16 protein-coding genes, 1 pseudogene and 1 riboswitch are annotated in these 18,771 nt (G+C 35.7%); of the genes and pseudogenes, 15 read left to right on the top strand and 2 right to left on the bottom strand.

What is annotated here, in order from left to right; genetic code table 11:
* Window positions 1–91 precede the first annotated feature (91 nt).
* Window positions 92–289, bottom strand: a complete 198-nt coding sequence (locus I6L50_RS11350; RefSeq protein ID WP_257475383.1) for a sporulation protein YjcZ — start codon at window positions 287–289, stop codon at window positions 92–94.
* A 99-nt stretch (window positions 290–388) separates the two neighbouring features.
* Between I6L50_RS11350 and I6L50_RS11355 the strand changes: the two genes are divergently transcribed.
* The 12 genes and pseudogenes from I6L50_RS11355 to I6L50_RS11410 all read left to right on the top strand — a co-directional run bounded on the left by I6L50_RS11355 (window position 389) and on the right by I6L50_RS11410 (window position 13,732).
* Window positions 389–973: a TetR/AcrR family transcriptional regulator gene (locus I6L50_RS11355; protein ID WP_113936596.1), complete on the top strand. Its 585-nt coding sequence runs from the start codon at window positions 389–391 to the stop codon at window positions 971–973.
* 2 nt (window positions 974–975) lie between these two features.
* A complete protein-coding gene (locus I6L50_RS11360; RefSeq protein ID WP_002188645.1) occupies window positions 976–1,146 on the top strand; it encodes a hypothetical protein in 171 nt (56 codons plus the stop codon).
* Window positions 1,147–1,229: 83 nt separating this feature from the next.
* Complete coding sequence (locus I6L50_RS11365; RefSeq protein WP_219301522.1) at window positions 1,230–1,706, top strand: PH domain-containing protein; 477 nt, start codon at window positions 1,230–1,232, stop codon at window positions 1,704–1,706.
* Window positions 1,699–3,138: a PH domain-containing protein gene (locus tag I6L50_RS11370; RefSeq protein ID WP_219301524.1), complete on the top strand. Its 1,440-nt coding sequence runs from the start codon at window positions 1,699–1,701 to the stop codon at window positions 3,136–3,138. The genes I6L50_RS11365 and I6L50_RS11370 overlap by 8 nt, the downstream gene beginning before the upstream one ends.
* Window positions 3,139–3,340: 202 nt before the next feature.
* On the top strand, window positions 3,341–3,994 hold the full coding sequence (locus I6L50_RS11375) for a DUF975 family protein (protein WP_219301526.1): 654 nt from the start codon (window positions 3,341–3,343) through the stop codon (window positions 3,992–3,994).
* A 192-nt stretch (window positions 3,995–4,186) separates the two neighbouring features.
* Window positions 4,187–4,624 (top strand): hypothetical protein, encoded by a 438-nt coding sequence (locus I6L50_RS11380; protein WP_141531514.1) that lies wholly within the window; start codon window positions 4,187–4,189, stop codon window positions 4,622–4,624.
* A 170-nt stretch (window positions 4,625–4,794) separates the two neighbouring features.
* Window positions 4,795–5,040, top strand: a complete 246-nt coding sequence (locus I6L50_RS11385; RefSeq protein ID WP_219301528.1) for a CPCC family cysteine-rich protein — start codon at window positions 4,795–4,797, stop codon at window positions 5,038–5,040.
* Between the two features lie 417 nt (window positions 5,041–5,457).
* Complete coding sequence (locus tag I6L50_RS11390) at window positions 5,458–5,994, top strand: TetR/AcrR family transcriptional regulator (protein WP_219301530.1); 537 nt, start codon at window positions 5,458–5,460, stop codon at window positions 5,992–5,994.
* A 171-nt stretch (window positions 5,995–6,165) separates the two neighbouring features.
* Window positions 6,166–6,258: riboswitch (cyclic di-GMP riboswitch) on the top strand.
* Between the two features lie 59 nt (window positions 6,259–6,317).
* Window positions 6,318–11,231 carry a SpaA isopeptide-forming pilin-related protein gene (locus I6L50_RS11395; RefSeq protein WP_219301532.1) on the top strand — a complete coding sequence of 1,638 codons (4,914 nt, stop codon included), beginning with the start codon at window positions 6,318–6,320 and terminating at the stop codon, window positions 11,229–11,231.
* 249 nt (window positions 11,232–11,480) lie between these two features.
* Window positions 11,481–11,777 (top strand): protoporphyrinogen oxidase, encoded by a 297-nt coding sequence (locus tag I6L50_RS11400; RefSeq protein ID WP_219301534.1) that lies wholly within the window; start codon window positions 11,481–11,483, stop codon window positions 11,775–11,777.
* Between the two features lie 74 nt (window positions 11,778–11,851).
* Window positions 11,852–12,328 carry a PH domain-containing protein gene (locus I6L50_RS11405; RefSeq protein WP_219301536.1) on the top strand — a complete coding sequence of 159 codons (477 nt, stop codon included), beginning with the start codon at window positions 11,852–11,854 and terminating at the stop codon, window positions 12,326–12,328.
* A pseudogene (locus I6L50_RS11410) lies at window positions 12,321–13,732 on the top strand (PH domain-containing protein). Before I6L50_RS11405 ends, I6L50_RS11410 begins: the two are co-directional and overlap by 8 nt.
* 99 nt (window positions 13,733–13,831) lie before the next feature.
* On the opposite strand, the gene hmoB reads toward I6L50_RS11410, so the two are convergent.
* Window positions 13,832–14,335, bottom strand: a complete 504-nt coding sequence (gene hmoB / locus I6L50_RS11415) for a heme-degrading monooxygenase HmoB (RefSeq protein ID WP_219301538.1) — start codon at window positions 14,333–14,335, stop codon at window positions 13,832–13,834.
* Between the two features lie 127 nt (window positions 14,336–14,462).
* Here hmoB and I6L50_RS11420 point away from each other — a divergent pair, with 127 nt between their 5' ends.
* The 3 genes from I6L50_RS11420 (at window position 14,463) to hemH (ending at window position 18,766) form a co-directional block, all read left to right on the top strand.
* Entirely contained in the window at window positions 14,463–16,580 is a 2,118-nt protein-coding gene (locus tag I6L50_RS11420; protein WP_002011154.1) for a transglycosylase domain-containing protein, read from the top strand.
* A 189-nt stretch (window positions 16,581–16,769) separates the two neighbouring features.
* Window positions 16,770–17,816, top strand: coding sequence for a uroporphyrinogen decarboxylase (gene hemE / locus I6L50_RS11425; RefSeq protein WP_219301539.1), 1,047 nt, complete (start codon window positions 16,770–16,772; stop codon window positions 17,814–17,816).
* A 14-nt stretch (window positions 17,817–17,830) separates the two neighbouring features.
* The gene (gene hemH / locus I6L50_RS11430; RefSeq protein WP_113936582.1) at window positions 17,831–18,766 is read left to right on the top strand and encodes a ferrochelatase; all 936 of its coding nucleotides are present in this window, start codon (window positions 17,831–17,833) and stop codon (window positions 18,764–18,766) included.
* Window positions 18,767–18,771: the final 5 nt, after the last annotated feature.

The raw sequence follows: 18,771 nt of genomic DNA on the forward strand, positions 1-18,771 counted from the left end.
GCCCTTACTGGTGAAGAAACCTTAAGAAGGAAAATTTTAATCTCTGTTTCAGTTTTCTACGCTACTATAACTAACTGAATTGTGTCTTTTCTTAGAAGCTAAACACACTATAACTAGCTCCAATTATAATGAATACGATAAAGAGCAGAATGATTAATAAAAGCCCACTACTACCGCTCTTACCATCTTTGCCATCTTCACCGTCGCTACCACCTTTACCGCCAGATCCCATATGAAAACCATCCTTATCGTTATACATTGTTTTTACTTTATATTTTTCTAGGTTCATCAAGAAGTTCCTTTTAAAACTCTAATTAACTTGCAAATCATTCATTTTCATTTTACAATTTACTTACCGACCGGTAAGTAAAAATAAGTGAGGTATAGTATGACAAAGAATTTACAAACATCGCAGCACATTGTAGAGGCATCATTTAAACTAATGGCAGAGCATGGCATTGAGAAGATGAGTCTTTCAATGATTGCGAAAGAAGTAGGTATATCAAAGCCAGCTATTTATTATCATTTTCCGTCTAAAGAAGCGCTAGTTGATTTTTTATTTGAAGAGATTTTTTCTGGATATTATTTCGTGGGTTACTTCGATAAAGAACAATATACGAAAGAAAACTTTGCAGAAAAGTTAATCGCAGATGGTTTACATATGTTGTCTGAGTATAGAGGTCAAGAAGGCATATTACGCGTTATAAATGAATTCATCGTAACTGCGACGCGAAATGAAAAGTACCAGAAACGCTTATTTGAAATACAAGAAGAGTTTTTAAATGGATTCCACGATTTATTAAAGAAAGGTGTGGAACTTGGTGTTGTGTCACGACATGCAACTGAAGAAAACGCGCATACGTTAGCGCTCGTTATTGATAATATGAGTAATTACATATTAATAGGATTCCAGTTAAAGTATAAAGAAATTTGGATTCAAAATGTGAAAAACGTAATGAAGGAGGGAGAATAAAAATGAAAATGCAGAAAAACTGGTGGCTCGGTTTTCTGGGGTTAATTGGAATTTATAAAATCCCAGGTATGATTGAAGCTTTCCAAGCGGATAAAGGTTGGTTCGCGTTAATTAGTTTAGTTTGGCTGCTTTGGTTCGGATATTTTATTCCTGAGAAAAAAGAGGATAAATAATAAATTTTCAATTTTATGTAAAGTTATGTAAAATATAGATTGAGACAATTCATATATTAGATTAATAGATTTGGAGTGGTTACATGGATCCATTGAAAAATGAAATTCATCCTGACATGATCAAGGTGTGGAAAGTTCGTGCTGTAATTGAGGAAGGGATCGGTATTCTCGTCATTTTAGTTTACCTGTTCCTTATGATAAAGTTTGATTGGTGGGCGTGGATTTTGTATGTGCTGATCGGGTTAACAGTTGCACTAGCACCATTTGAGTACTTCCTATTCCCGAAACTGCGTCAGCGTTATTATAGCTATCAATTAAATGAAGAAGAGCTTGAAATTCAGCACGGTCTTTTCGTCGTAAAGCGCGTATTAGTACCGATGATTCGTGTACAGCACGTTACGATTGAACAAGGGCCAATTATGAGAAAACATGGATTAGCAGAATTACATATTTCAACAGCGGCAGCTTCTCATAGCATTCCAGGCTTAACGATGTATGAAGCGGAAATGTTAAAAACGAGAATCGCAGAATTAGCGAAAGTGAGTGATGAGGATGTATAAGAGGCAGCATCCCATTACGATGTTATTAGAATTAAAAATAACAGACTTTATACCATTACTTATTTTCATGTTTAGTTTAAATGGAAAGTTTCCATTTTGGTATTTAATTCCCGCTGGATTCGGTTTACTCACCGTTTTTTCAGCGTTTGAGAAATGGTATTACACAACATACTGGGTTGAAAATAACGTATTACATGTTAAACAAGGGCTCTTTGTGAAGAAGGAGAGCTACTTAAATAAAGAACGTGTCCAAACGATTAATACAAGTTCAAACGTGTTATATCAAATGCTCGGTTTAAAGAAAATTCAAATCGAAACAGCTGGCGGAGGCGATGATGCCGAAGTAAGCCTAGCTGGTATTACAGAAGATGAGGCGAAGGAGCTTATTTTCTTACTAAATGAGCCAACTCCAGAAGTAAAAGCAGAAGAAACATCAGAAGAAGTAGTAGAAAAAGAAGTTATGACAGAGGAAAAGCAAGCGACAGAGTACAAATTAACTTTGAAAGAAATTTTATTAGCATCTGTTACATCTGGTCAGTTTGGACTATTATTCTCATTAATCTTTTTCGTGTATCACCAAGTAGATGAGTACATTCCGAAATGGATAAAAAATAGCGTAGAGTCATATGTAATGGATCATGATATATACGGCTGGATTTACATGGTAGCTATTTTACTCGTCCTTTCGTGGATTATATCTACAATTGGTTACGCGTTAAAACATGGTAATTTCACAGTAAATCGAAAAAACGATGAAGTGCGTATTTCTCAAGGATTACTTGAAAGGAAAGAACTTGTACTAAAGTTACACCGCATTCAAGGGATTACGATAAAAGAAGGTATTTTCCGTCAGATGTTCGGTTATTGTGCTGTGCAAGTCGAAGTTATTCAAAGTAAGGGATTGGGAGAAGAGAAGGACAAAGTTACGCTGCATCCGATTATTCGAAAAGATCGCGTACAACAGTTACTCGCTCATTTACAATTGCCATATGAACTGAATACAAACATTATTGCATTACCAAAAGCAGCCTTGCGCCGTTATTTAATTGATAGTTTCATTTTCTTCGCAATGCTAGCAATCCCGCTTATTGGAATAAGTATATACTTTGAAAAGCACTTCATCATGTGGGCATTAATTCCGCTCGCAACCCTCATCTTTACACTTGGATACGCAACATTTAAAACAAATGGTTACGGTGTAAACGGAGAACAAATTACGATTATACATCGTAGTATTGGGAAACATACAGGACTTGTAAGAAGAAGACACGTCCAATCAATTGAAAAAACACAATCATATTTCCAGCGCCGAGCGGATTTATGTACGTATACGTTTTCTAGTGCATCATCGAATTATAAACTAGAGCATACGAGAGTAGAGGATGCGGAGAGAATGCAGGATTGGTATAAGAAGAGAATATGTGAGGATTAAATGAAATGGCTTGCCTAGTATGAAAGGCAGGCTTTTTTGTTATGGAGAAATGAGTAGTTTGATTCATATATGGGTGCAAATACAGCTCACATTTCTCAATACGTATCAGAAAAAAAGGTAGTATACTTCTATTTCAGGAAAATCTGTGGAATTTTTGATATAAATGGTATACTAATATAGAAAAAGTATTAGGAGGCTATATATGATAAGTCAGTTAAAAAGAGAAGCACTTGATGCATTAAAAGGAAAATGGGGATTAGCGGTAGGGGCAACCTTATTAGTCGGAATCCTTATTGGAGCTGTTGAACTTCTAATTACAGGTGTTTTCTCGATGTTTTGGGGTTGGGAAGAAGCAAGTGATTCGCTTACAGTAAGTATTATTGCAATGCTTGTTATCGGTCCGTTAACAATAGGCGCCTACTATCTTGTTTTAAATGTAATCCGTGAGACTAGTGCTAGCATTGGTGATTTATTTAGATGGTTTAGCGATGGAAGTAAGATTATGAAGTCGTTTTTAACATATTTACTAATGTATGTATACTTGATGCTATGGACATTACTTCTTATTATTCCGGGTATTATTAAATCATTTTCTTATTCTATGACGTATTTTATTTTGAATGATCGTCCAGAATACACAGCGAATCAAGCGATTACCGAAAGTCGCCATATGATGAATGGACATAAAATGGATTACTTTTTACTATGCTTAAGCTTCCTTGGCTGGTTCCTTTTAAGTATTCTTACTTTAGGAATCGGTTTCTTATGGTCTGCACCTTATTTCTACGCGACATCGGCAGCATTTTATGAAGAGATTTCAAAAGAATATTATAAAAAAGAAGGTACTACTTTCTAATAAACCACCTAAACCACTTGTCGCCTAAAGAATATAGGGAACAGACGGTTTAGGTGTTTTGATATGTGTTCTGTTTTCGGGTTCACTTCAAAGCTCTTCCCTCTATGTTTTATCATAGAGGGTTATTTTTTTATGTAAAATGATAGAAAATAATGAATAATATATGTGAAGGGAAAAGTGAGGTGAATGAGATTGAGCAAATTTTTAATTCCGTATTCATTTTCTATATTAAGTTTCTTTATTTCAGCAACGGCACTTGATTTATATGATAGGATGGGAAAAAATGATGAGATGACTTCGCCGAACATAATTGGAAAGATAATTCAATCTACTGCGCAAATGGGAGTCCTTACATTGTATTTCGGAGTACCTATCATTTTAGGTGGATGTCTTCTTGGTGAGCTATTGTTTAGAGGTATCATTTTACGTTTTAAACTAAGCTATATTATATCTTTATTATTATATTTGCTTTTAGCTTTTAGTATTGTTTTCGTAACGGTAGGGATTCCAACTACATACGAAGATTCTAATACTCTTTTCATGGGAATAACTATGATTTGCGCTGTTACATTCTTTGTGGGCCGAAATATATGGGAGAAAAAATCAGTTAATAATGGAGTGACAAAATGAAATACACTTGTCCATGCTGCGGATATAAAGTTCAACTAATAATCAGTGGGGATTTTGTTCATTCCCCACTGATTATTAGTTGAACCAATCGGGCTTTTATGGGCAGTTGATCTCCCACCTAACTCCTTTGCACTAGCTGAATTTTGAGGTGGGAGTTTTACTGCCCGTTAATGCGGGGTAAAACATTAGAAGAAGAACCACCAGGTACATATGAAATTTGTAACATATGTTATTGGGAAGATGATCCTGTTCAGTTTAACGATCATGACTTTGAAGGCGGAGCGAATGAAGTTTCGTTAAGACAAGCACAGAGAAATTTCATTGTATTTGGTGCTTGCGAGGAATGCTTTGTTGAATCAGTTAGAAAACCGACTAACGAAGATATAAAGGATGCTAGTTGGAGAGGAATTTGTTAAGTGGTTTATAGGTAGCAAATGTTATTACTTATAGAAAGAGAAGTAATAACATTTTTTATTTAGTGATTAAAGAATTGGCACCGTCTTATAAAATAAAACAATAAAGCTGATAGGGTGGTAGGAAGACCAGCTTTGAAAAATGCTTGAAAACTAAAGGATAGGAAATCAACTCGTTAAAATGGCATTTCACATTTTATGGATATATTAGGAATGAACATAAAAGTATAGATGTATAGTCAACGTTGCGTATTTGATGTTATCATATTGTGATATGGAAATTTTTAATAGAAGAAGCAACTAACAATTCAAAGATAATGAAGCCTATATTGAATAAAAAAATACCTAGTAGTACTGAACAATATTAAAAATAAAATACGTATTTAGATAGAATTAGTAGAAATGAGGGTTTAAAAAGGAATGAACACGAGCATAACACGGCAAAGGATTTTAGCCGCCGCTTCTCAAATTGTTCAATTTAAAGGAGTAGCTAAGTTAACTTTAGAAGCAGTAGCAAAAGAGGCAGGTGTAAGTAAAGGTGGATTATTGTATCACTTTTCAAATAAAGAAGCTTTAATAGAAGGCATGATACTTAAAGGGACAGAGGAGTATCATGGTGCTATTTATAATAAGGTAACGGAAGACACAGAGAAGAAAGGAAGGTGGGTTCGTTCGTTTATAGAGGAAAGATTAAGTAATGAGAAAAGAACAGAAGAGTTGTGTAGTAGTATGATGGCAGCATTAATGCTAAAACCTGAATTGCTTGAGCCATTACAACAAGCATTTCAGCAATTGCAAACTAAAATAGAAAATGATGAAATGGATTCTGTTTGTGCCACAATTATTAGATTAGCAGCTGATGGATTATGGTATTCGGAATATTTAGGGGTCGGAAGACTAAGCCCTGAATTAAGAGGAAAAGTGATTCAAGCCCTTATTAACGCTTCCTATAAATAGAATATATAAACTATAGAATGAAAAATAATTCCCCATTGGTGTATTTAATCCGGCGGGGAATTATTTTTTTTATTAGAATAATAGAACAATTGTATAGGGTGTTGAATTATAACCGTCCAGACGGTATAGTAATATTTGGTTCAAAAGGAAAATGAAACAAAAAATAATAGAAAATATTTTTAGCACACTATTCGAAAGGATAGGCCGCAAAGCTTAGAGTCTACGGTAATATATATTGGTTACTAAGATCGTCTGGTTGCACTTTTTGATGCAATCGGACGATCTTTTTTTATTATATAAATATAATATTCAAGGAGGAAAATATGCAAGCGAAAAGTACTAAAAGGCACATTTCAATGGTTTCATTAGTTTTTCTAGTATTATTTTCAGTGCTGAATGTGTGGGCTCCAGTTATTCAAGCTGCTGTGATGAAAAGTCCAGTGGATGATATTAGCATTTCCCGTACTGATGGCACGACATCTGAACCATATCAGGCCTCAGATGGTATGAAAGTAGAAGTGAAGTGGTCAGCTAAAGAACAGATAAAAAGTGGAGATCAATTCACAATTGATATGCCAAAAGAATTTCGAAAAGATCTTATGAATATGAGTTTTCCTTTAAAAGATGCTGAAGGAAAAACAGTTGGTACATGTGAGATGAAAAAGGGTCTATTGACGTGTACTATGGGTGATTATGTAGAAGGAAAGAATAACATTAAAGGTTCTTTATTCGTAGAATTCTATTTTGCTCTAGAAGCATATGATGGTGTTCAAAAAATCCCATTAGAATTTAACGTTGATGGTCAAATCGTAAATAAAGAAGTAAGTGTAAATAATACGACAGAGAGACCGAAGCCACAGCCCAATACAGATAATCTATTGAAATGGGGTTCTTATAATCAGGAAGATCCTTCAATTGCAGACTGGACAGTATATGTAAATGCAACTGGAACAGAAATGCAAGATCTTAAATTAACAGACACATTAGGACCTGGGCATGAGTTAATTACAGACAGCGTAGTATTAGAAGAGGCTGTATTTGAAGATGGCTATGCAGCAACAAATATTAAGCCAGCAGATTTATCTAAAATTAAAATCAATACAACGAAAACTGGATTTACAATTGAATTTCCAGACAGTTCAAAAGGTTATATTTTAAGATATAAAACAAAGATTACCAATCCCGCTGCAAAGCCTCATAAAAATACAGTGAAATTAGAAGGAAAAAATATTAAAACTGAAGAAAAAGTAGGAGAAGTATTCGTAAGTGGTGGGGGAGGAACCGGTTCAGGCGACGATAATCCACCTAGTATTGAAAAGAATATAGTTGATGAGAATGGTAAGCTTGTAGAGAATCAGCAGTTAACACAAATGGATCAACCTATTCAATATCAAGTTGGTACGCATATACCAAACGATCCGCCTAAATACACATCTATGGTAATTAGTGATGATTTAGAAGATGTATTAGAAGTATTAGAGGCAAAAGTGTATGATCAAAATGGCCAAGATATTACTTCTAAAGGAACACTAACGATAGATAAACAAAAAAGTGAAGTAACATTTACGTTCGGTGAGAGCTTTGACTATAAGTCGTATGAAGACCAGATAATCAACTTGAATATTAAGGCGAAAATTAAAGCTGATGCAGACTTATCTTCTTATGTAGATAAGAAGGTTCCTAATAAAGCAGAGTTACATTATGATGATAAGAAATTAACATCGAATGAAGTAACGGTTACGCCGCCGGAACCTCCAAAAGAAGGTACAGTAGCTATTCATAAAATAGATGCTGAGGATCCGAATAAAGAGTTAACAGGTGCCGAATTTGAAGTTCGAAATAGTGAGGATAAGGTTGTTGCAGTACTGAAAACAGGCGAAAAAGGTTTTTCAGCCCCTCAAACTTTAGCACCTGGAACGTATAAAATTTATGAAAAAGTAGCACCTGAAGGATATCAAAAATTAACAAGTCCGGTAGAGGTTACACTTCAAGCTGGAGAAACAAAAACAATTGAAATTAAAAATACCATGCAAAAGGGTCAAATTGAATTAAAGAAAATTGATTCGGAAAATGGTGGTAAAGCATTAGCAAATGCAGAGTTTGATGTAGTAAAAGACGGTGTAGTAGTTGAACATATTGTTACAGATAAAGACGGTAAGGCAATTTCTAAACCGTTAGCACCAGGGAAATATATTTTAAAAGAAACGAAAGCGCCCGAAGGATACCAATTAAAAGAAACAGAGTTCGAAGTAAATGTAACAGGGGACGGCATATTCCCAATAACAGTAGAAAATGCAATGGTAGACAAAGGTAATGTAGAAATTACAAAAGTGGACAAAGAAAGCGGCGCAGTATTAGCGGGTGTCGAATTTGAAGTCCAAGATGAGAAAGATAAAGTGGTAAGAAAAGTAGTAACAGATAAAGATGGAAAAGCAAACGTTTCAGATCTATCAGTAGGAAAGTACAAATTAGTAGAGACGAAAAGCTTACCAGGTTACAAGAAACTAACAGAATCAGTATCATTTGAAATTAAAAAAGGTATGACGACAGTCCTATCATTGAAAGTAGAAAATGAGCAGTTAGACAAAGGCTCATTAGAAATTACAAAAGTAGATAAAGACAGTCAAAAAGTATTAGAAGGCGTAGTCTTCGAAGTGCAAGATGAAAAAGGAAAAGTGGTAAAAAAAGTAACGACAGATAAAGATGGAAAAGCGAATGTCTCAGACTTATCAGTAGGAAAATACAAATTAGTAGAGACGGAAAGCTTACCAGGTTACAAAAAATTAACAGAGCCAGTATCATTCGAAATTACAAAAGGTATGACAGAAGTCTTATCACTGAAAGTAGAAAATGAGCAGTTAGATAAAGGCTCAGTAGAAATTATAAAAGTAGATAAAGACAGCCAAAAAGCATTAGAAGGTGTAGTCTTCGAAGTGCAAGATGAAGCTGGAAAAGTAATAAAGAAAGTAACAACAGATAAAAATGGGAAAGCAAAAATTGCAGACCTATCAGTAGGGAAATACAAACTAGTAGAAGTTGAAAGTTTACCAGACTATAAGAAACTAACAGAGCCAGTATCATTTGAAATCAAAAAAGGCATGACCGAGGTACTATCATTAAAAGTAGAAAATGAAATGGTAGATACGGGAAACGTAGAGATAACGAAGATAGATAAAGATAATAAGGCGCCGTTAGCGGGAGTAACGTTTGTTGTCCAAGATGAGAAGGGCAATGAGGTGAAAAAAGTAACAACAGATAAGGAAGGAAAAGCAAACGTTTCAGACTTATCTGTAGGAAAGTACAAGCTGGTAGAAGTAGAGAGCTTACCAGGATACAAAAAATTAGAAAAGCCGGTACCATTTGAAATTACAAAAGGTATGACAAAATCTCTAGCGTTCACTGTAGAAAACGAAATGGTGGATACGGGGAATGTTGAAATCACGAAAATAGACAAAGATAGTAAAGCACCATTAGAAGGTGTTGTGTTTGAAGTGCGTGATTCAAAAGGGAAAGTAGTAACAAAAGTAAAAACGGATAAAGATGGAAAGGCAAACGTTTCAGATTTATCTATTGGAAAGTATGAGTTGGTGGAGGTAGAAACACCAGCTGGATACAAACCGCTAGAAAAACCAATTTCATTCGAAATTGAAAAAGGTAGAGTAACAGCATTACAATTAACTGTCGAAAATGAATTAGTGGATACAGGAAATGTAGAAATTACAAAAGTAGACAAAGAAAATAAAGATGCTTTAGCTGATGCCGTATTTGAGATTCAAGACGAAGCAGGACAAGTAGTCGCTAAAATAACGACAGATAAAAAAGGACACGCACAAGTTACTAATTTATCAGTTGGAACATACAAGTTGGTAGAAGTAAAAGCACCAAAAGGATATAAGCAATTAGTAGATCCGATTACTTTCCAAATTGAAAAAGGCATGACAAAATCTCTTACTTTAACAGTAGAAAACGAAATGTTAGACAAGGGTAACGTAGAAATTACAAAAGTAGATAAAGAGAACCAAAAAGCATTAGAAGGCGTAGTCTTCGAAGTGCAAGATGAGCAAGGCAAAGTAGTAACAGAAGTAACGACAGATAAAGAAGGAAAAGCAACAATTTCAGATTTATCTGTAGGTAAGTACAAATTAGTAGAGAAAGAAAGCTTACCAGGTTACAAAGAACTAACAGAACCAGTATCATTCGAAATTACAAAAGGTATGACGAAAGTTTTATCATTGAAAGTAGAGAATGAACTATTAGACAAAGGTTCAGTAGAAATTACAAAAGTAGATAAAGAGAACCAAAAAGCATTAGAAGGCGTAGTCTTCGAAGTGCAAGATGAGCAAGGAAAAGTAGTAACAGAAGTAACGACAGATAAAGAAGGAAAAGCAACAATTTCAGATTTATCTGTAGGTAAGTACAAATTAGTAGAGAAAGAAAGCTTACCAGGTTACAAAGAACTAACAGAACCAGTATCATTCGAAATTACAAAAGGTATGACGAAAGTTTTATCATTGAAAGTAGAGAATGAACAGTTAGACAAAGGTTCAGTGGAAATTACAAAAATGGCTGCTGAAAGCAAGAATATATTATCAGGAGCTGTGTTTGAAGTTCATGATGAAAAAGGTAAAGTAGTAGCGAGAGTAACAACAGATAAAGAAGGAAAAGCAAAAGTCTCAGATCTATCTGTAGGTAACTACACACTTGTAGAAGTAGAAGCACCAAAAGGATATGAAAAATTAACTAATCCAATTCCATTTGAAATTACAAAAGGAATGATAAATTCAGTTCAATTAGAAGTATTAAACGAATTGAGTCATTTAGCACCACCAGGTCCAGAAAAACCAGATCCAGAGAAACCTGGAACAACAGATCCAGAGAAACCTGGAACAACAGATCCAGAGAAGCCTGGAACAACAGATCCAGAAAAACCGGAAACAACAGATCCAGAGAAGCCTGGAACAACAGATCCAGAAAAACCGGAAACAACAGATCCAGAGAAGCCTGGAACAACAGATCCAGAAAAACCGGAAACAACAGATCCAGAGAAGCCTGGAACAACAGATCCAGAGAAGCCTGGAACAACAAATCCGGAGGAACCTGGAACAACGAATCCAGAGAAGCCTGAAAAAGAATTACCGAAGACAGGACAGAAAATGCCTGTGGAACCATATATGGGAGCACTTCTTATAATGATGAGTTTTGGGTTACTCGTATTAGGTAGAAAACAACAGAGATAATAAAAGTGGGAAGGTATCCTCAAAGTATTTGAGGGTACCTTTTTAGCATAAAAAAAAGCATCTAGCAAAAGTACTAGATGCAAATAAAAACACAAGGGAAGACAAAATTCTTCCCGTTTCCCGTAAGTAATTATATCAAAAAAATTATAAAAAACTAGCTTTATTTTTAATATAATGAATGTGTGAGGCTATGAAATTATAAGATTACACTGTTTTCATAGTATTTTATTGAAAAAAGGAGCTGCGTATATGATTAATTTTAAACCAGAAAATTTAAACCAACTATTAAAAGTGATGTTAATTAGTGCGAATAAGTCTTATGACGCGATTAAAGAGTATGAATTTACGGGAGAAGCAGTAGTATTCCGTGTAGACTTCGAATATATTGACGTTTCTCTAATGATTGTGGATATGTTAGGAAGATCTGCTTCTAAATTTAACATTTTGCCATACGCTCGCCCTAATACGAATGAGATAGATTACATTCAGTTTCAGGTGTATTCCATTAATGAAGGGAATTTTAAAGAAATGCTCGACACAATGTAAGAAACTATAATTTTACAAAACTGTATATAACAACTAATATATAATTAATAAATTCATATAATTGGAGTGATGAGATGCAGCCGTTAGAAAAGGAAATTCATTCTAATATGCTAAAAGTGTGGAGAATTCATGCTTTAATTGGGGCGGCAGTTATACTAGCAGTCGTAATTGCGTATTTCTTTTTTATGATTAACTTTAACTGGTGGGGCTGGTTGTTTGGATTGTTAGTGACAGGAGCAGTTATATACATACCACTCGACTATTTTGTATTTCCAAATTTACGTCAACGTTATTATAGTTACAGATTAAATGAAGAAGAGATTGAGATTCAAAAGGGAATGTTCGTTGTAAAACGCGTACTTCTTCCGATGATCCGTGTACAGCACGTTACGATTGAACAAGGACCGATTATGAGAAAGTATAATTTAGCAGAATTACATATTTCAACAGCGGCAACTTCTCATAGTATTCCTGGTTTAACGAAAGAAGAAGCAGAACAATTGAAAAGACAAATTGGAGAACTTGCGAAAGTGAGTGATGAGGATGTATAAGAGGCAACATCCGATTACGATTTTATTAGGTATTAGGGTTGCGAGTTTGTTGCCACTTATTATTCTTGTTTTATTTAAACCTGACGAACAAGTGGAACCTTGGTATTTATTTTATCTTTTCCTTTTGTTTGTTTTATTCATTATGGCTATTTTTTCAGCAATCAAATGGTATTTCAAAGTGTACTGGATTGAGAATAATATTTTACATATAAAACACGGTGTTTTTGTGAAGAAGGAAAGTTATTTAAATAAAGACCGTGTGCAAAATATTAGTACGTCTTCTAACGTTATTTATCAATTACTTGGGCTTACGAAGTTAAACATAGAAGTAGCGGGCGGCGGTAGTGAGCCAGAAGTGATGTTAGCTGGTATTAAAGAAGACGAGGCAAAACATTTAATCTCTTTATTACATAAGAAAGAAGTTACTGTAAATGAAGAAATAGAAGAGGAAGAAAGCAAGACGGTTTATCAGTTAACATCGAAAGAAGTTTTAGCAGCAGCGATTACATCTGGTCGGTTGGGACTAGTGTTTTCTGGACTAGTACTTCTTTACACAAAGTTTAATTTTGTTCTTCCGGAAAGGTTCACAAATAAAATAGAAGTGTATGTGATGGGGAATGGTGTCTATAAACTAATTGTAATTGCAGTAATTTTAATGGCGATTTCATGGATTGTTTCTACGGCGGGATATGTGTTAAAATATGCAAACTTTAAAATTGAGCGAAAAGGGGAAGAGATTTGTATCGTTCAAGGGTTATTTGAAAAGAAAGAGTTTGTCTTAAAATTGCACCGCATTCAAGCGATTACTGTGAAAGAAGGTATTTTTCGCCAACCATTTGGTTATTGTGCTGTTGAAGTGGAAGCAATTCAAAGTATTGGAGCAGCAAGTAACGAAGTGATGCTGCATCCTTTTATGAAGAAAAAAGATGTACAGCACCTGCTCACATATTTAGAGTTACCTTATGAAATCGAAGAGGAGATCGTTCACTTACCAAAAACAGCGTTGCGTCGTTATTTCATTATAGGCTGGTTAATAAGTATCAGCTCACGGTTCCAATTGTCGGCGTGAGTATATATTTTAAACAATATATCACTTTATTTGTTCTTTTACCGTTATTTATCGTGTTTTCGTTACTTGCGTATGCTAGATATAAAAGTGGCGGCTATGCAATAAGAGAAAATCAACTAACGGTCGTGTACCGTGATTTTGCGAAATATACAGGAATGATGCGACGAAGACATGTTCAAGCAGTGGGCTATAATCAATCGTATTTTCAAAAGAAAGATGAATTATGTACTACTCCTGTAGCGGTAGCTGGGCGCGGTTATGAAGTGAAGCATATGCGAAAAGAAGACGCGCTTCGCATATATAATTGGTACAAAGAAAAAGGAAACACCGTGTAATGGTGTTTCCTTTATTTGTGTCGTGATTTGTCGATAAGTCGATATATTCGAAAAATCGCCGATATAATTTCATATACCGCCGACTCCGAACTCCGAAAATTAAACTAACACATCAAAAGTAGTCACGAACGACGGGCGAGAGAAAATGCTTTTTTGCTGTTCTGCATGTGGATGCGCCTGAGCCTGAGCTTGTCCCTCTGCTTGTGCAGGACGTTTTTTATGAGCGTTTTCGAATGAACGTGATTCTGTCCAGTCTTTAAAGTTTTGCTCAGTTTCCCACATCGTTAAGATGACATATGTATCGTTACTTAATGGGCGAAGAACACGGATTGCTTGGAAGCCAGGCTCATTTTCGATTAGACCAGCACGTTTTTTAAAACGGTTTTCAAATACTGGGCGACCTTCGTCTGTTACAGAAATGTTGTTACAAACGATGTAGCCAGGTTGTCCTTTAAATTCTCCAACAGCGTCTAATACGTCATACTGAAGTGTGGATTCCACAGATTCTTCAGTATTTTCTTTATAAAACATATCTTTTTCGTTATTTTTTGCAGTGAAATGTGCTTGTTCTAGAGGTGTTTCGTATGAAATAATAGCCTTCATTTTAATGCCCCCTTTATGGTTTGTCTCTATTATATCAATTTTCTTAAAAAACTTCGAAGATTATATACATAAAGATACTTCTTTTTCAAATAATAAATGTACCATCATTTGGAAAGAAGGCCGATGTATGAAGAAAGCAAAGTGGACTTTATTAGGCGGGGTAGCAACGTTCGTAGTAGCGATTGTACTCTATAAACTTATTGTGTTAACTGGTGGCTATATGATGGATGAAAAGCAGCTTGTTTTCCACTCTTCATCACGTATCGTTGACCAGAAAGGAAAAGAAATTACGAAGTTATATGTAGAAAATAGAGAGCTCGTGCCGATTGAAGAAATTCCAAAGTACGTGCAGCAAGCATTTATTGCTGTGGAAGATTCTCGCTTTTATGAGCATCAAGGAATTGATTACCCTTCTATATTTCGGGCGCTTTATAAAGACGCATTAGCTGGAGAGAAGGTAGAAGGCGGTAGTACGATTACGCAGCAACTAGCTAAAAATGTCTTTTTAACTCGCGAAAAAACATTTACGCGTAAATTGAAAGAGGTCGCAATTTCTCTTCAATTAGAGCAAAAATATACGAAGCAGCAAATTCTTGAAATGTATATGAATCATATTTATTTCGGTCATGGGGCATATGGTATTCAAGCGGCAGCAAAGTTGTATTTTAATAAAAATGTAGAAGATTTAACAGTGGAAGAGGGAGCTATGCTTGCAGGGCTTCCGAAAGCGCCAAATGGCTATTCACCGTACTTATCCCTAGAAAAGAGTAAAGGGCGCCGTGATCTTGTTTTGTCACTTATGCATAAACAAGGCTATTTAACAGCGGAAGATAGTGTTCGTTACCAAGGGAAAACAATCGCTCTTTATAAAAATTCAGATGAACGTGAACTCGCATATATGCCGTATATCGATATGGTTATAGATGAAGCGGCGCGTTTATATGGTTTATCGCATCAAGAAGTACTGCGCGGAGGATATACGTTTGTCGTACCGATGGATGAAAAAGTTCAAAAGGTAGCATATAACCAGTTTCAAGATGCGAGAAATTTCCCTGGTAAAGAAAACGGGGCGCAAGGTGCATTTTTATTAATGGATAATCAGACTGGCGGAATTAAAGCCGCGATTGGCGGAAGAGAGTATGTTCCGAGAGGGCTTAATCGCGTTTTTGCAAAGCGGCAGCCTGGTTCTGTTTTAAAGCCGCTTATCGTATATGGACCTGCACTTGAGACGAAGAAATATAATCCATATTCTTTATTAACGAATGAAAAAAGTTCGTTTGAAGGTTATGAACCTCGAAATTATAATCATGAGTATACGAAAGAGATGACGATGTACGATGCGGTATTAGAATCAGCAAATGTGCCAGCTGTATCTTTATTAAATGAATTAGGGGTAGATGAGGGAAAGCAATATTTAGAGAAAGGGAATGTTCATATTGCGGACTCAGGTTTAAGCACAGCACTTGGCGGGCTGAAAAATGGTGTGTCTCCATTTGATCTTGTCAAAATGTACCGATCTTTTTTAGCAAACGGGAATATTATTGAACCGCACGTTATCGATAAAGTGTTAAATAGACACGGGGCGGTCATTGGAGAATCATCAAAAGCTGAAACGAAAGTCTTTTCGAAGCAAACGGCATGGTATATGACAAAGATGCTTGAAGGAGTTGTGAAAGAAGGTACGGCGAAAGCTGGCGTATATAATGGAGCTTTAGCTGGAAAAACAGGCACAACTTCATTGCCGAATGATGACAATGGTGCGCGTGATATGTGGTTCGTTGGATATACACCGAATTTAGTAGGTGCAGTTTGGATTGGCTATGACCGCACCGATAAAGAGCATCAATTACAAGATGGAAATGCATCTGCAACGATGTTATTTAAAAAGATTTTAACGAAAGCAAATATACAAGATAAAGCGAGTTTTCATAGGCCAAAAGGTGTTGAAACAATTGGACTGCCAATTCGTTTAGATAAGATTCAAAACGTGGAAGCAAAACTAGCATTTAGTCCTTTCGGTTTATTTGCAATGAAACTAAGCTGGACGCCGCTTCCTGATGAGAGAATTATGTACCGGATTTATAAAGTTGAAAAAGGAATTCATACTCACGTTGGAACGGCAAAAGGAACAGGGAAATATGAGGAAAAGTTTATTAATATATTCTCAAAACCAAGTTTTTACGTTGTGCCATATAACACACAAACGAACCGTGAAGGAGAAAAGTCAAAAGTAGCTAAACCGTAGTTTTTCTCTGTGCTATAATAAGAATGTTGTGAAAATAGTAAACGTTTTTACGAACGTTTGTGTCAATTTAATGAACAACGTACATAATGTTATGCATTTTGTTTTTACAAGCTGTATAGTAAAAAAAGATAAATATCGGAATAGAGCATATTTAAAGAAAAAGCATTGGTAAGGAAGGGAGCTAGGGTCTTGGTAAGAACTATAAATGAGACATTTTTAAAAGCATGTAGGGGGGAACGTACAGAGTATGTACCAGCATGGTATATGCGTCAAGCAGGTCGTTCACAGCCGGAATATAGAAAGATAAAAGAGAACTATTCTTTATTTGAAATTACACATAATCCAGAGTTGTGCGCTTACGTTACAAAGTTGCCAGTTGATCAATATAACGTAGACGCAGCAATTCTTTATAAAGATATTATGTCACCACTACCTGCAATTGGTGTTGATGTGGAAATTAAATCTGGCATTGGTCCAGTTATCGATAATCCAATCCGTTCTTTACAAGACGTAGAAAAATTAGGGGAAATCAATCCAGAAGATGACGTACCTTACATACTAGATACAATTCGTTTATTAACGACAGAAATGTTAGATGTACCGTTAATCGGTTTTTCAGGAGCTCCATTTACGTTAGCGAGCTATATGATTGAAGGCGGTCCTTCTCGTAATTATCATAATACGAAAGCGTTTATGTATGCAGAGCCGAAAGCTTGGTTCGCTTTAATGGATAAGCTTGCAGATATGGTTATTACATATTTGAAAGCGCAAATTAATGCAGGAGCAAAAGCGGTTCAAATTTTCGATTCTTGGGTTGGAGCAGTAAATGTAGCGGATTACCGCATATTTATTAAACCAGCGATGGAGCGTATTTTTGCAGAAGTTCGTAAGGTGGGTGTTCCAATGATTATGCACGGCGTAGGTGCTGCACATTTAGTGAATGAATGGCACGACTTACCGCTTGATGTAGTAGGTTTAGATTGGCGCTTACCGATCGAAGAAGCACGCGCACGTGGTGTTCAGAAGGCGGTACAAGGAAATATGGATCCTTCATTCTTATTAGCACCTTGGCCTGTTATTGAAGAACATGTAAAAGGTATTTTAGATCAAGGGATGAAGCAGCCAGGTTATATCTTTAACTTAGGTCACGGCGTATTCCCAGAAGTAAATCCAGATACATTAAAACGCTTAACTACATTTATTCATGAGTACTCTAAAGAACAGTTAGCGAAGTAAAGGAGATTGTCTGTATGAAAAAGAAAATTGGTTTGCTTGTAATGGCATACGGAACGCCATATAAAGAAGAAGATATTGAACGTTACTATACACATATTCGCAGAGGAAGAAAGCCAAGTCCTGAAATGCTAGAAGATTTAACAGAGCGTTACCGTGCAATTGGTGGTATTTCTCCTTTAGCTACTATTACATTAGAGCAAGCTAAAAAGTTAGAAACGCGTTTAAATGAAGTTCAAGATGAAGTAGAGTACCACATGTATCTTGGTTTAAAACATATTGAACCGTTCATTGAAGATGCAGTACAAGCTATGCATAAAGATGGAATAGAAGATGCAATTGCACTCGTTCTTGCCCCTCACTATTCTACTTTTAGCGTGAAGTCGTATGTAGGACGAGCGCAAGAAGAAGCAGGAAAACTTGGGAACTTAACAATTCACGGCATCGATAGCTGGTACAAAGAACCGAAATTTATTCAGTATTGGGTCGATGCAGTGAAAGGTATATATAACGGTATGTCAGAAGCAGAACGTGAAAAAGCAGTGTTAATCGTATCTGCACATAGCTTACCAGAAAAAATTATCGCACTTGGCGATCCATATCCAGATCAATTAAACGAAACAGCTGACTATATTGCACGTGGTGCTGAAGTAGCAAATTATGCAGTTGGCTGGCAAAGTGCCGGAAATACACCAGATCCTTGGATTGGTCCAGATGTACAAGATTTAACGAGAGAATTAAATGAAAAGCACGGCTACAATTCATTCGTATATGCACCAGTTGGATTTGTTGCGGAACATTTAGAAGTTTTATATGACAATGACTTTGAGTGTAAAGTTGTAACGGATGAAATTGGCGCGAAATATTATCGTCCCGAAATGCCAAACGCATCGGACGCATTTATCGACTGTTTAGCAGATGTTGTATTAAAGAAAAAAGAATCTGTAATGTAAGTAGA

Source organism: Bacillus sp. FDAARGOS_1420 (genome assembly GCF_019344915.1).
Classification (GTDB): domain Bacteria; phylum Bacillota; class Bacilli; order Bacillales; family Bacillaceae_G; genus Bacillus_A; species Bacillus_A mycoides.

Excerpts from the sequence above, each read along its gene's own strand:
- I6L50_RS11350 (WP_257475383.1), bottom strand. The coding sequence starts at position 289 with ATGAACCTAGAAAAATATAAAGTAAAAACAATGTATAACGATAAGGAT.
- I6L50_RS11355 (WP_113936596.1), top strand. The coding sequence starts at position 389 with ATGACAAAGAATTTACAAACATCGCAGCACATTGTAGAGGCATCATTT.
- I6L50_RS11360 (WP_002188645.1), top strand. The coding sequence starts at position 976 with ATGAAAATGCAGAAAAACTGGTGGCTCGGTTTTCTGGGGTTAATTGGA.
- I6L50_RS11365 (WP_219301522.1), top strand. The coding sequence starts at position 1,230 with ATGGATCCATTGAAAAATGAAATTCATCCTGACATGATCAAGGTGTGG.
- I6L50_RS11370 (WP_219301524.1), top strand. The coding sequence starts at position 1,699 with ATGTATAAGAGGCAGCATCCCATTACGATGTTATTAGAATTAAAAATA.
- I6L50_RS11375 (WP_219301526.1), top strand. The coding sequence starts at position 3,341 with ATGATAAGTCAGTTAAAAAGAGAAGCACTTGATGCATTAAAAGGAAAA.
- I6L50_RS11385 (WP_219301528.1), top strand. The coding sequence starts at position 4,795 with ATGCGGGGTAAAACATTAGAAGAAGAACCACCAGGTACATATGAAATT.
- I6L50_RS11390 (WP_219301530.1), top strand. The coding sequence starts at position 5,458 with ATGAACACGAGCATAACACGGCAAAGGATTTTAGCCGCCGCTTCTCAA.
- I6L50_RS11395 (WP_219301532.1), top strand. The coding sequence starts at position 6,318 with ATGCAAGCGAAAAGTACTAAAAGGCACATTTCAATGGTTTCATTAGTT.
- I6L50_RS11400 (WP_219301534.1), top strand. The coding sequence starts at position 11,481 with ATGATTAATTTTAAACCAGAAAATTTAAACCAACTATTAAAAGTGATG.
- I6L50_RS11405 (WP_219301536.1), top strand. The coding sequence starts at position 11,852 with ATGCAGCCGTTAGAAAAGGAAATTCATTCTAATATGCTAAAAGTGTGG.
- hmoB (WP_219301538.1), bottom strand. The coding sequence starts at position 14,335 with ATGAAGGCTATTATTTCATACGAAACACCTCTAGAACAAGCACATTTC.
- I6L50_RS11420 (WP_002011154.1), top strand. The coding sequence starts at position 14,463 with ATGAAGAAAGCAAAGTGGACTTTATTAGGCGGGGTAGCAACGTTCGTA.
- hemH (WP_113936582.1), top strand. The coding sequence starts at position 17,831 with ATGAAAAAGAAAATTGGTTTGCTTGTAATGGCATACGGAACGCCATAT.